Here is an 11,680-nt window from a genome sequence, read left to right as displayed (position 1 = left end):
CCACTTGGGGAATGCAGGTTCAAACCGTCGAATGCGAGATAATTCGAGCCGAGATAGGATCAAGGTGGGCTACCGTCTCGGGCTTTTTCGAAACACTGCTTTCACCGGCGATTAACAGGTTCAGCCTATGGTTGTCGAAAGTATGAGGGAACAGAAGAGGAGTGTTTCGTGTTTTTGGCAATGACTATCGATACTTCTTCGGGGTATCTGACATGAACGGGCAGGGAAGATGCCCCGGTCGCAGGGTTGCTTTAGATACCGAAAAGCCACCCTGCGAAAGAATTGCTTTGTACCTTCCACTTTTCTTTTTGCAGACAAGGCTAGATCATTTTCCGGCAGTGAATGTTTTTTTTAAGGTTTGAGTGTCATGAGTGCTGTTCCCGCTTCCCACCTCTCCTCCGTGCCGCAGGATACGGGCGAAGTTGCCATCCGTACCGCTGTGGCCGTGCTTCTCGCGAATGTGAGGGGTGAATACAACAGGCTGTGCCTGGTGGACGATCTGGAGGATCTTGCCAGCGATTCGCGTGCCGATGAGGCCGAAGTGCTGCGCACTATCGCCTCGCAGGTCCGGCGTCTCGTGAAGATGTAGCGGCTGGGATGTCGCCGCTCTGGGCGGTAGCTGAGTTGGTTGGTCCTGCCGCGGTCTTGTGACACGCGGCGGGAGACTATAGGTTCAGCGGAACTCTCCGACGGACACTTCATATGCCTGCCAGCGACAGCGCCCCGGCGACCTATCAGGTCCTTGCCCGCAAGTACCGACCGCAGACCTTCGCCGATCTGATCGGGCAGGAGGCGATGGTCCGCACGCTGAAGAATGCCTTCGCGGCGGACAGGATCGCCCATGCCTTCATCATGACCGGCGTCCGGGGGGTGGGCAAGACGACCACCGCCCGGATCATTGCGAAGGGGCTGAACTGCACCGGCCCAGACGGGACTGGGGGCCCGACGACGGAGCCGTGTGGCGTCTGCGACGCCTGCCGCGCCATTACGGAGGGGCGCCATGTCGATGTGATGGAGATGGACGCTGCCTCCCGCACGGGGGTCGGCGACATACGGGAGATCATCGATTCCGTCCATTACCGGGCGGCGTCGGCGCGCTACAAGATCTACATCATCGATGAGGTCCACATGCTCTCGACCAGCGCGTTCAACGCGCTGCTCAAGACGCTGGAGGAACCGCCGCCGCATGTGAAGTTCATCTTCGCCACCACGGAAATCCGCAAGGTTCCGGTAACCGTGTTGTCCCGCTGCCAGCGATTCGACCTTCGCCGGATCGAGCCTGAGGTGATGATCCCCTATCTCGCCGGCGTGGCGGAGCGCGAGCGCGCCCTTGTCGCCGCCGATGCCCTGGCGCTGATTGCGAGGGCGTCCGAAGGATCGGCGCGGGATGCGATGTCTCTGCTCGATCAGGCCATTGCGCATGGCGCGGGCGAAACCACGCTGGAAGAGGTGCGGGCGATGCTCGGCCTCGCCGATCGAGGCCGGGTGCTCGACCTCTTCGACCTCATCATGCGGGGAGATGCGGCCGGGGCGTTGGCGGAACTTTCCGCGCAATACGCGGCGGGCGCCGATCCGATGGCGGTGCTGCGCGATCTGGCGGAGATCACGCACTGGCTCTCAATCGTTCGCATCACCCCGGAGGCGGCGGAGGATCCGACCGTTCCGCCGGACGAGCGCGCGCGCGGGCTGGATCTGGCGGAGCGGCTTTCCATGCGGGTGTTGACCCGGATGTGGCAGATGCTGCTAAAGGCGCTGGAGGAGGTCTCCCTCGCGCCGAACGCAATGATGGCCGCCGAAATGACGGTGATCCGCTTGACACATGTGGCCGACCTTCCCTCCCCCGAGGATCTGGTACGCAGGCTGCAATCCCTGCCTCCCCCGGGCCCCGGCGCGCCGGGAAGCGGGCCCGGAAACGGGCGGGGCAGCAGGGCGGGAGCCGATCGTCCCCTTCCACAGACCGCGCAGACCGGCCCGCGGACGGTCGCTACGCCCTCCGGCGGGGGCGTGGCGATGGCGCTGTCCTCCGCACCGGAAACGTCGCTTGCCCGCTACGCCAGCTTTCCGCAGGTCGTCGAACTCATCCGCGCGAACCGGGATGTGAAACTGCTGATCGAGGTGGAGACGACGCTCCGCCTTGTCCATTACGCGCCCGGCCGGATCGAGTTCCAGCCGACACCCGAGGCACCGCCGGATCTTGCCGCACGGCTTTCAGGGCGCTTGCAGGGCTGGACCGGCGTGCGCTGGGGCGTCTCCGTCGTTTCGGACGGCGGTGGCCGCACGATTGCGGAAGAGCGCGACGCGGAGCAGGAAGTGCTGCGGCTGGAGGCACGGAACAATCCGCTGGTGCAGGCGGTGCTGGAGGCTTTCCCCGGCGCCCGCGTGGCGGAAGTCAGAACAGCCGAGACGGCGATGGCCGAAGCGGCGGAGGCGGCGCTTCCCGAAGTGCCGGATGAATGGGACCCCTTCGAGGACGAATGAGAGGATAACGGATGTTCAAGGGACTGGGCCAGATGGGCGACATGGCGAAGCTCATGAAATCGGCCAAGGACATTCAAGAGAGGATGGAGGCGCTTCAGGAGGAGCTTCGCACCACGACGGTGACGGGCGAATCCGGTGCCGGTCTGGTGAAAGCCACCGCGACCGCCAAGGGCGAGTTGACGGGGCTGGACATCGACCCCTCCATCTTCAACCCGGAAGAAAAGGAAGTGGTGGAGGATCTGATCCTCGCCGCGATCAAGGACGCGCAGACCAAGGCCGCCGAGAAATCGCAGGCGGAAATGGCGAGCCTCACCGAATCCTTCGGCTTTCCCGCCGGGATGAAGCTGCCCTTCTGAGGTCATCTTGAAAGACGCCGCCAGCGAGGAGATCGAGGCGCTGATCGCGCTCATGTCGCGTCTGCCGGGGCTTGGCCCCCGGTCGGCGCGGCGGGCCGTGTTGCACCTGCTCCGCCGCCGGGCTGCGCTGATGGCCCCGTTGGGAGAGGCGCTCCAGCAGGTTGCCGTGAATGCGCGCGATTGCGTGGTCTGCGGCAATATCGGCACTGGCGATCTCTGCGCGATCTGCGCCGATCCCCGCCGGGAGACGGGCGAGATCTGCGTGGTGGAGGACGTGGCGGACCTGTGGGCGATGGAGCGGGCGGGAGCGTTCCGCGGGCGCTATCACGTGCTGGGCGGCACCCTGTCCGTGCTCGACGCCGTCGGGCCGGAGGACCTGCGCATCCCGGCGCTGGTCTCTCGGGCGAAGGAGGCGCGGGAGGTGATCCTCGCGCTCCCCGCCACGGTGGACGGTCAGACCACCGCGCATTACATCGCCGAGGCGCTGGAAGGCTCCGGGGCGGCCATTACCTCTCTCGCACAGGGCGTGCCGGTGGGGGGGGAACTCGACTATCTGGACGATGGCACGATCAGCGCGGCGATGCGGGCGCGGCGGTCCTTCTGACCCTCACTCCGCCCAGCCGGGATCGGTGGTGAAGGCAATGGTCAGCCAGCGGTCCGGCCCTTCCCCCCCGATGGCATCCCCGATTTCGTCCCGCAGACGATCCCAATGCTCCAGAGGCTCGGGTGGCAGGCCTGTCCGCAGGATGAAGTAGAGCTCCACCTGAGTGCCCCGCCCGACGCGGGCAGCATAGGCGCGATAGCCCTTGAAGCCGTATTTCGCGACCATCTCCTCGGCCACGCTGTCCACATGCACCTTCAGATCGGGCGGCGTGATGAGCAGCACATCCGAAAGCGCCTGCCGCACGGTGCCGAGCGGCAGCGGAATGATGACAAGGCAGACCAGCGCCAGCACCGCCGGATCGACATAGGGCGACAGCCATTCCAGGCGTGTGCCTTGCACCGCCCAGCCCAGCACGAAGGCGACCAGCAACGCGCCAGTGATACACCCTGACATGATCCACGCGCGCACATCGAGCTTCAGGAATTCGGATTTGAGCCGCAGGTTCACCCGATGCCCCAGCCACGCCATCGCCATGCAGACCGCCAGCGTCACCACGGCATAAAAGATAGCCAGATCGAATTTCAGGACGTTGCCACCGTCCAGAATGGTCATGACCGCGTTGATCAGCGCATAGATCGCCACGACCATGAGCAGAAGGCCGTTCAGCCCCAGCACGATGGGCTCCAGATGCCAGAAGCCCATCGTGAACCTGTCGCGCAGCTTGCCGGAGAGCGCATTCGTACGGGCGGACCTGAAGATCAGTTCCGACACGATGAGCGCGAGCGCCGTCATCGTGGCATCGGCAAGCGAATAGAACCCGTCGAAGGCAATGGAGAAGGCGCCCGACAGCAGCCCGAACAGAATGCCGAAAAGCGCGACCACGACGGTCGCGCCAATGGAAAGGCGCAGCGCGCCCTGTTCGGTCAATCTGTCCATTTTCCCCATCGGCCAGCCGCCGTTGGGGAGGAATTAGCCGTGGCTTTCGCGAAGTCCAGCCACGGCAACGGTCTCAGCGACGGTGATCGTCGTCCTCGTCCTCATCGTCGTCGTCATTGTTGGGCAGGTTGAAGAAGCTGTCCGCATTGGAGAAATCGGCCGGTTTCTTTTCCTCCTCGGAGAGGGAGAAGTTCTCCAGACCCGCGATGGAGGACGGCAACCGTGCATCGGGCGACATGCCCAGCGACTGCTCGGTGGAGACGAGCTTGCGACGTTCGTCGTCGGTCATCACGACACCATCCGCCGTCTTCTTGCGGGCGGCCTGCTGCACGGCCGCATCCAGCTCGGACTGGCGGGCAAGGCCCAGCGCCACCGGATCGACCGGCGTGATGTTGGAGATGTTCCAGTGCGAACGGTCGCGGATCGACTGGATCGTCGGCTTCGTCGTGCCCACCAGCTTCGCGATCTGGCCATCCGTGAGTTCCGGGTGGAACTTGACGAGCCAGAGAATCGCGGCGGGACGATCCTGACGTTTGGAAAGGGGTGTGTAGCGCGGCCCGCGGCGTTTTTCCTCGCCCACGGCGGCGGGGTTGAACTTCAGCTTGAGCCGGTAGATCGGGTTCTTCTCACCCTTCTCGATCTCCACGGCGTCGAGCTGGTTGTTGGCGATCGGATCGAAACCCTTGACGCCGGTGGCCACGTCTCCATCGGCGATGCCCTGCACTTCAAGCTCGTGAAGTCCGCAGAAATCCGCGATCTGCTTGAAGGACAGGGTGGTGTTTTCGATGAGCCAGACCGCGGTCGCCTTGGCCATCAGGGGCTTGTTCATCGGGTCTCTCCTAACATATCTCTCCCGCGCCGGGAAAACGGCTGCGGCCTTGGCCGCGATCTCCACGTTTTCGGGAAGTCCGGTGATATATAGGCGGGAAGGCCGAAGGAGAAAAGAGGCAATGCGCGTGACCACAGCGGTTCTGACCGCCTTCCTGAGCCTCTGCGCAACGGCGGACGGCGCGTTGGCGCAGGCGCGCGGCGGACGTCCGGCAGGGGAATTCGACTACTATGTCATGGCGCTCACATGGTCCCCCGGCTGGTGTTCGCGCGAGGGGGAAACGGGCGGGCAGTGCGACCCCCGGCATCGCCACGGCTTCCTCCTTCATGGCCTTTGGCCGCAGTATGACAAGGGAGGCTGGCCCGAATTCTGCCGCACCTCCACGCGCGATCCCTCGCGGGTGGAGACGGGAGCGATGACGGATATCATGGGCTCGCAGGGACTTGCCTGGTATCAGTGGAAGAAGCATGGGCGCTGCGCGGGGCTGAGCGCGCGCGACTATCTTACCGCCCAGCGCAGGGCCTACCGCAGCATCGCGCTGCCGGAGATCTTCTCTCGCCTGCAACAGGATGTGCGCCTTCCCGCCTTCGTGGTCGAAGATGCGTTCATCGAGGCGAACCCCGGAATGACGCGCGACATGCTCACCGTCACCTGTTCCGCAGGCCATATCGCCGAGGTGCGCGTCTGCCTGACGAAAGACCTGGAACCCCGCCGCTGCGGCCCGGATGCGATCCGCGACTGCACCTTGAAAAACGCTATACTCGAAGCGCCTTAGGGGCTTCTTCGCTGCAATGCGGCACGGTAAGGTGGACACTCATCCAGACGCGGCTTCCAGATGCGCCTCCCTCCCCTCGTCCGACCGCTGGTCATCGCCCTCTCGCTGGCTCTGGCAGGCTGCGCACCGCAACTCGCGCTCTACGATGCCGGCACGGTGGACCGGGCCGCCGACCTCGCAACGCTGGCCATAGGCATCTATCAGGAGCTGCTCATCCTGCCGCCGTCGGAGCGTGCGGCCGCGGTCGAACGCCTCCGGCCCCGCTATGCCGAAGTGGAGACGCGGCTCCGGGTTCAGCTTCTCCGCCAGGAAAGCCGTGTCGCCAATGCCACCAGCGCCGTTGCCGCGCACGAGTTGCTGATCCTGTGGCAACAGGCTTCCGCCGAACAACTCCGAGGCGATCCGGCAGCGCTGTCCTCTGCCGCGCTGCTGACCTATCGCGACCGGATCGAGCGGCTGTTCCGCACCCTTCTGAGCGCGGAGGAGGGCAAGCGCCTGCTCGCGCTCGTCCCGCTGGTGGAGTAACGGCCCTCTTGCGCCCGCGCCCACCTTGAGTGAGAACCCGACGGACCCCAAGAGCGAGGCGCCCATGTCGTCGCCGACTTCCCTTTCGGGCGGTGTCCCGACGAATCGCCTCCGCAAACTGCTTGCGCGGGAAACGGCAACCTATACGAAGGCGCGCCCCCGGAGCCGCATGGCGCTTGACCATGGCGCGGCCGCCTGGCTGGACGGCGTGCCGATGCACTGGATGCGGGACTGGCCGCTGCCCTTCCCCATCATGGTGAAACGGGCAGAAGGCGCGACGCTCACCGATATCGACGGGCACGATTTCGAAGACTTCTGCCTTGGAGATACTGCCTCGCTCTTCGGCCATTCACCCAAGCCGGTGGCACAGGCGATTCGCCGGCAGGCGCGGCAGGGCCTGACCTACATGCTGCCGAATATCGACGCGCTGGCAGTCGGGGAGTTGCTCTCCTCCCGCTTTGGAGAGTTCCACTGGCAGATGGCGACGACGGCGACGGACGCCAACCGCTTCGCGCTGAAGGTCGCGCGGGCGGTCACGGAGCGGCGAAAGATCGTCGTCTTCAACGGCGCCTATCACGGCACCGTGGATGAGACGATGGTGCGGCTGTGCAACGGGCGCACGGTGCCCCGCTCCGGCCTTGTCGGCATGGCCGGGGACCCGGCTTCGGAGACGGTCGCGGTGGAGTTCAACGATCCCGCCGCGCTCGAAGCCGCGCTTTGCGAGATGGACATTGCGGCGGTCATCGCGGAGCCGGTGATGACAAATGCCTGCATGGTGCTGCCCGACCCCGGTTTTCATGAGGCGCTCCGGCGGCTCACACGGGCGACGGGAACGCTCCTTATCCTCGACGAGACGCATACGATCAGCTCCGGTCTCGGCGGCTACACGCGCCGCCACGGGCTGCGGCCCGACATCCTCACCTGCGGGAAAGCGGTGGCGGGCGGCGTCGCGGCGGCGGTCTGGGGCATGACGGAGGACATCGCCTCCCGTCTTTCGGCGCAGGAGGCACAGCGCGCGGCGGGCCATACCGGCATGGGCACCACCCTCTCCGGCAATCCGCTCCAGTTCGCAGCACTTCGGGCCACGCTCTCCGAAGTCATGACGAAAGACGCCTATCGGCGGATGGAAAGCGGCGCGAAGCGGCTGGAAAAGGGGCTGCGCACAGTCATCGGGGAGCGGAATGTGCCCTGGCATGTCGCCCGCTGCGGCGCACGGGTGGAGTTCGTCTGCGCCCCCGGCCCTCTCCGCAACGGCACCGAGGCCGAGGAAGCCTATCAGCCGCTGGTTGAGGCGGCCGTTCACCTGTCCCTTGTCAACCGCGGGCTGCTGATCGCGCCCTTCCACAACATGATGCTCGTCTCTCCCGTCACCCGGAAGAAGCAGATCGACCGGCTGATCCACGCGTTTGACGAGATATGCGCGGAGCTGTTCCGATGACATCGCTTTCCCCCTCCGGCTCCGACGCTTCCGAAGCTGAGGACTTTCTGGCCCGCCACCCGGAGATCGAGGCGATCGACCTCGTTCTGACGGATGCGAACGGTGTGGGCCGCGGCAAGATCATCCGCCGGCATGAACTCCTGTCGCTCTACCGCAACGGGCGGCATCTGCCGATCTCCATTCTCGGGCTGGATATCTGCGGCGAGGATGTCCACGAAACCGGACTCATCTGGGATCAGGGGGATGGCGACCTGCGCGCCTGGCCGGTGCCGGGGAGCCTGGTGCCCATCGCGGGCACATCGCCCGCTCGGGCGGAAGTGCTGATCTCCATGTTCACCCTCGACGGGGCGCCGATGGCCTCCGATCCGCGTCACGCCCTTTCCCGTCAGGTGGCGGCGCTGGCGGCAGAGGGCCTGTTTCCCGCAGGCGCGTTCGAGCTGGAGTTCTTCCTGCTCGACAATGCCCGCGACGCAGAGGGGCGCGTCCGCCCCGCTGCCGCCGTGCTGGACGGGCGGCGGTCGGACAGGACGGAGGTCTATTCCGTCGATCACCTGCACGGGATGGAGCCGCTCTTTTCCGCCATCTATGCTGGCGCTGCGGCAGCCGGGATCATGGCGGAGACGGTGATCTCCGAATACGCGCCCGGTCAGTATGAGCTGACGCTCCATTACCGGCCCGATGTCATGCGGGCGGCCGATGACCTCATCCGGCTCAAGCGCATCGTGCGTCTTGCCGCGCGGCGCTTTGGCGTGACGGCCTGCTTCATGGCGAAGCCCTTTGCCCGTTATGCCGGGTCGGGGATGCACTTCCATGTGTCGATGGCAGATGCCGGGGGGCGCAACATCTTCAGCGAGGCGCAGGAGGGCGTCTGGAACGACCCGATCCGCCGGGCAATCGGCGGTCTTCGCACGACGATGGGCGAATCGATGCTGGTCTTTGCCCCGCATGGCAACTCCTGGCGCCGCTTCGCGAGCCAGAGCTATGCCCCGGTGTCGCCGACCTGGGGGGTGAACAACCGCTCCGTGGCGCTGCGTATCCCCGCTGGACCGGTTGCGGCCCGCCGCATCGAGCATCGCCCCGCGGGAGTGGACGCCAACCCCTATCTGGTGGGCGCGACGGTGCTGGCCGGTATCCACAAGGGGCTGGCGGAGCAGTTGGACCCCGGGCCGGAGACCGTCGGCAACGGCTATGAGGAGAGCTCGTCCCTCCCCATCCCGCGCGACTGGCGGGAGGCAATTCAGGCGGCGGAACAATCCGCCTTCCTTAAGGCGGCGCTGGGGGAGGAGATGCATCGCACCTTCACCGCCATAAAGGCGGCCGAATATGCCCGTGTCGCCGCGACCATCCCGGACGTGGATTTCGACCTTTATCTCCACTCCGTCTGACGGCGCGCGTGGCCTTTGCGGAGGGCGTCACTGGACGGGCGTCTCCTCCGGGATCGGCAGGATGGTCGTGGCCTTGATCTCCTCCATGGAAAGGAGCGCCGTGACATTGTAGATCCGCACTTCCGAGATCAGCGCCTGATAGAACTTGTCATAGGCGCGGGCATTGGCGACGCGGACCTTCAGGATATAGTCGATATCGCCCGCAAGCCGATGCGCCTCCAGCACTTCCGGGCGTTCGCGGAGTGCCTTGAGGAACTTCTTCTGCCAATCGGCCTCATGCTCCGAGGTGCGGATCAGCACGAAGAAACAGGCCTCCAGCCCCAGCGATTCCGGATCCAGAATCACCGTCTGCCGCCCGATCACCCCGGCCTCGCGCAGCTTGCGGATCCGGTTCCAGACCGGCGTCTTGGAGGAATTGACCTTGCGGGCGATTTCATCCAACGACTGGCTGGCATCCTCCTGCAATTCGACAAGGATTTTCCGATCGATCTCATCCAGCCGGACTGCCATTCGTTGATCTCCCTCAAAACGGGAAGGATGCCCCGTTGGGGCCGATTATCCGAACAAACATCCTTATCTGCAAGGCAGGATAGCATTCATGGCGGAAAATATCCTACATTAGCGCTGCGATTCCAGACTTGGTTCCTGTCATGAAGCACTTTCCGCTCTTCCTCGATACCACGGGGCGCCGCATCCTCCTGTCGGGAGGGGGCGATGCCGCCGTCGCGAAGCTGCGGCTGCTGCTCAAGACAGAGGCGCAGGTCGAAGTATTTTCCAACGATCCGGTGAACGAAATCCTCCTCTGGGCGGCGGAAGGGCGCATCGCGCTCCATCATCGCGCGCTCACGTCCGAGGATCTGTCGGGGGCGGTGCTCGTCTATGCCGCGGATGAGGATGCGGCGCGCGACGCCGCGACCGCAGCCCTCGCCCGCGCGGCAGGTGTTCTGCACAATATCGTTGACGATCTCCATGGCAGCGCCTTCATCACGCCCGCCATCGTGGACCGCGATCCGGTCACCGTCGCCATCGGGACGGAGGGGGCGGCCCCGGTCCTTGCCCGGGCGATCAAGGCGGATCTGGAAGCGCGGCTGCCTGTGCGCCTTGGCACGCTGGCCCGGATCGGCAAAGCCTTTCGCAACATGGCGGAGGCGCTGCCCATGGGCCGCCGCCGCCGCGATTTCTGGAGCGAGTATTACTTCGACATCGGCCCCCGCGCACATGAAGCGGACGGCGAGGACGGGGCGGAGCGGGCGCTGGACGATCTGCTCGCCCGCCACCTGGACGCGGCTCCCCGGCCCGGCCATGTGGATTTCGTCGGCGCTGGCCCCGGTGACCCCGAACTGCTGACGCTGAAGGCGCGGCGCGCGCTGGATGCGGCGGATGTGGTCATCCACGACCGCCTGATCTCCCCGGAGATCCTTGAGCTCGCCCGGCGCGAGGCCACGCTGATCGACGCGGGCAAGGAGGGGTTCGGCCCGTCGATGAGCCAGCAGCGGATCAACGCGCTGATCCTCGCCCATGCGGGGTCGGGGGCGCATGTGGTGCGGCTCAAATCCGGCGATGCGGGCCTGTTCGGACGGCTTGACGAGGAACTGGAGGCGGTGGAGGAGGCCGGTATTTCCTGGCGCATCGTCCCCGGCATCACCTCCGCCGTGGCCGCGGCGGCAAGCATCGGCCAGAGCCTGACCCGCCGCGGGCGCAATTCCTCCGTCCGATTCATCACCGGCCACGACATGCAGGGCTTTGCCGAGCATGACTGGCGCACGCTCGCCCGTCCGGGCGAGGTGGCGGCGATCTACATGGGCCGGAAGTCTGCCCGATTCGTTCAGGGCCGGCTCATGATGCACGGTGCGGCGGGGACCACGCCCGTCACGCTGATCGAGAACGCTTCCCGCCCGGATGAACGAATTATCGGCTGTTGTCTCAATGATTTTACCAAGGCCGTCACGGAACTGACGGGCCCAGCGATCATTCTTTACGGGCTGTCGCCCCGACGCGCAGTCCAACTTCTCGAAGATTACAAGGAGGCCAGACCATGAGCCGCCGTTTTACCCCGAAAGTCGTCACCGCCAACGCCCTCCTTGAGGGCGATGTCGTTTATCTCACCCCCGATGACCGCTGGTCGCGCGAACTGCGCGAGGCGGAGCTGATCGAGGACGAGGCCCATGCCGCGATCCGCCTGCTGGATGCGGCAGCCCAATCCGGGCTTGTCGTCGGCGCCTATCTCGCCGATGCCAAGGCGGGATCCGCCGGACCGGAACCCGTCCACTTCCGGGAGGCGTTTCGCGCGACCGGCCCGTCAAACTATCCCCACGGCAAACAGGCCGAACGCGACCTCGATCGCGTCGGCTGAA

At 65.4% G+C, this 11,680-nt stretch carries 13 protein-coding genes; 10 read left to right on the top strand and 3 right to left on the bottom strand.

Annotated elements, in window-relative coordinates; all coding sequences use genetic code 11:
* The first annotated feature begins 367 nt into the window (after nucleotides 1-367).
* The 4 genes from CDV49_RS16135 (at nucleotide 368) to recR (ending at nucleotide 3,438) form a co-directional block, all read left to right on the top strand.
* Complete coding sequence (locus CDV49_RS16135; RefSeq protein ID WP_088216435.1) at nucleotides 368-589, top strand: hypothetical protein; 222 nt, start codon at nucleotides 368-370, stop codon at nucleotides 587-589.
* 113 nt (nucleotides 590-702) lie between these two features.
* Nucleotides 703-2,478, top strand: a complete 1,776-nt coding sequence (locus CDV49_RS16130; protein WP_088216434.1) for a DNA polymerase III subunit gamma/tau — start codon at nucleotides 703-705, stop codon at nucleotides 2,476-2,478.
* 11 nt (nucleotides 2,479-2,489) lie between these two features.
* On the top strand, nucleotides 2,490-2,834 hold the full coding sequence (locus CDV49_RS16125) for a YbaB/EbfC family nucleoid-associated protein (protein ID WP_088216433.1): 345 nt from the start codon (nucleotides 2,490-2,492) through the stop codon (nucleotides 2,832-2,834).
* A gap of 7 nt (nucleotides 2,835-2,841) precedes the next feature.
* Nucleotides 2,842-3,438 carry a recombination mediator RecR gene (gene recR / locus CDV49_RS16120; RefSeq protein WP_179209240.1) on the top strand — a complete coding sequence of 199 codons (597 nt, stop codon included), beginning with the start codon at nucleotides 2,842-2,844 and terminating at the stop codon, nucleotides 3,436-3,438.
* Between the two features lie 3 nt (nucleotides 3,439-3,441).
* On the opposite strand, the gene CDV49_RS16115 is transcribed toward recR, so the two are convergent.
* The gene (locus CDV49_RS16115; protein ID WP_088216442.1) at nucleotides 3,442-4,374 is read right to left on the bottom strand and encodes a cation diffusion facilitator family transporter; all 933 of its coding nucleotides are present in this window, start codon (nucleotides 4,372-4,374) and stop codon (nucleotides 3,442-3,444) included.
* 73 nt (nucleotides 4,375-4,447) lie between these two features.
* Nucleotides 4,448-5,203 carry a DUF1013 domain-containing protein gene (locus CDV49_RS16110; protein WP_088216432.1) on the bottom strand — a complete coding sequence of 252 codons (756 nt, stop codon included), beginning with the start codon at nucleotides 5,201-5,203 and terminating at the stop codon, nucleotides 4,448-4,450.
* Between the two features lie 121 nt (nucleotides 5,204-5,324).
* On the opposite strand from CDV49_RS16110, the gene CDV49_RS16105 reads away from it, so the two are divergent.
* The 4 genes from CDV49_RS16105 (at nucleotide 5,325) to CDV49_RS16090 (ending at nucleotide 9,326) form a co-directional block, all read left to right on the top strand.
* Nucleotides 5,325-5,978, top strand: coding sequence for a ribonuclease T2 family protein (locus CDV49_RS16105; protein WP_088216431.1), 654 nt, complete (start codon nucleotides 5,325-5,327; stop codon nucleotides 5,976-5,978).
* Nucleotides 5,979-6,038: 60 nt separating this feature from the next.
* A complete protein-coding gene (locus CDV49_RS16100; RefSeq protein ID WP_088216430.1) occupies nucleotides 6,039-6,503 on the top strand; it encodes a hypothetical protein in 465 nt (154 codons plus the stop codon).
* Nucleotides 6,504-6,567: 64 nt separating this feature from the next.
* Nucleotides 6,568-7,941, top strand: coding sequence for an aspartate aminotransferase family protein (locus tag CDV49_RS16095; RefSeq protein WP_088216429.1), 1,374 nt, complete (start codon nucleotides 6,568-6,570; stop codon nucleotides 7,939-7,941).
* Complete coding sequence (locus CDV49_RS16090) at nucleotides 7,938-9,326, top strand: glutamine synthetase family protein (RefSeq protein ID WP_088216428.1); 1,389 nt, start codon at nucleotides 7,938-7,940, stop codon at nucleotides 9,324-9,326. The genes CDV49_RS16095 and CDV49_RS16090 overlap by 4 nt, the downstream gene beginning before the upstream one ends.
* 27 nt (nucleotides 9,327-9,353) lie before the next feature.
* Here CDV49_RS16090 and CDV49_RS16085 read toward each other — a convergent pair whose 3' ends face one another.
* A complete protein-coding gene (locus tag CDV49_RS16085; RefSeq protein ID WP_088216427.1) occupies nucleotides 9,354-9,836 on the bottom strand; it encodes an Lrp/AsnC family transcriptional regulator in 483 nt (160 codons plus the stop codon).
* Nucleotides 9,837-9,976: 140 nt separating this feature from the next.
* On the opposite strand from CDV49_RS16085, the gene cysG reads away from it, so the two are divergent.
* Complete coding sequence (gene cysG, locus CDV49_RS16080; protein ID WP_088216441.1) at nucleotides 9,977-11,365, top strand: siroheme synthase CysG; 1,389 nt, start codon at nucleotides 9,977-9,979, stop codon at nucleotides 11,363-11,365.
* Nucleotides 11,362-11,679: a DUF2849 domain-containing protein gene (locus tag CDV49_RS16075; RefSeq protein ID WP_088216426.1), complete on the top strand. Its 318-nt coding sequence runs from the start codon at nucleotides 11,362-11,364 to the stop codon at nucleotides 11,677-11,679. Before cysG ends, CDV49_RS16075 begins: the two co-directional genes overlap by 4 nt.
* Nucleotide 11,680 lies beyond the last annotated feature (1 nt).

It is taken from the genome of Haematobacter genomosp. 1, assembly GCF_002196855.1.
Classification (GTDB): domain Bacteria; phylum Pseudomonadota; class Alphaproteobacteria; order Rhodobacterales; family Rhodobacteraceae; genus Haematobacter.
This window is presented reverse-complemented; position numbering and strand designations above follow the sequence as displayed.

Excerpts from the sequence above, each read along its gene's own strand:
- CDV49_RS16135 (WP_088216435.1), top strand. The coding sequence starts at position 368 with ATGAGTGCTGTTCCCGCTTCCCACCTCTCCTCCGTGCCGCAGGATACG.
- CDV49_RS16130 (WP_088216434.1), top strand. The coding sequence starts at position 703 with ATGCCTGCCAGCGACAGCGCCCCGGCGACCTATCAGGTCCTTGCCCGC.
- CDV49_RS16125 (WP_088216433.1), top strand. The coding sequence starts at position 2,490 with ATGTTCAAGGGACTGGGCCAGATGGGCGACATGGCGAAGCTCATGAAA.
- CDV49_RS16115 (WP_088216442.1), bottom strand. The coding sequence starts at position 4,374 with ATGGACAGATTGACCGAACAGGGCGCGCTGCGCCTTTCCATTGGCGCG.
- CDV49_RS16110 (WP_088216432.1), bottom strand. The coding sequence starts at position 5,203 with ATGAACAAGCCCCTGATGGCCAAGGCGACCGCGGTCTGGCTCATCGAA.
- CDV49_RS16105 (WP_088216431.1), top strand. The coding sequence starts at position 5,325 with ATGCGCGTGACCACAGCGGTTCTGACCGCCTTCCTGAGCCTCTGCGCA.
- CDV49_RS16100 (WP_088216430.1), top strand. The coding sequence starts at position 6,039 with ATGCGCCTCCCTCCCCTCGTCCGACCGCTGGTCATCGCCCTCTCGCTG.
- CDV49_RS16095 (WP_088216429.1), top strand. The coding sequence starts at position 6,568 with ATGTCGTCGCCGACTTCCCTTTCGGGCGGTGTCCCGACGAATCGCCTC.
- CDV49_RS16090 (WP_088216428.1), top strand. The coding sequence starts at position 7,938 with ATGACATCGCTTTCCCCCTCCGGCTCCGACGCTTCCGAAGCTGAGGAC.
- CDV49_RS16085 (WP_088216427.1), bottom strand. The coding sequence starts at position 9,836 with ATGGCAGTCCGGCTGGATGAGATCGATCGGAAAATCCTTGTCGAATTG.
- cysG (WP_088216441.1), top strand. The coding sequence starts at position 9,977 with ATGAAGCACTTTCCGCTCTTCCTCGATACCACGGGGCGCCGCATCCTC.
- CDV49_RS16075 (WP_088216426.1), top strand. The coding sequence starts at position 11,362 with ATGAGCCGCCGTTTTACCCCGAAAGTCGTCACCGCCAACGCCCTCCTT.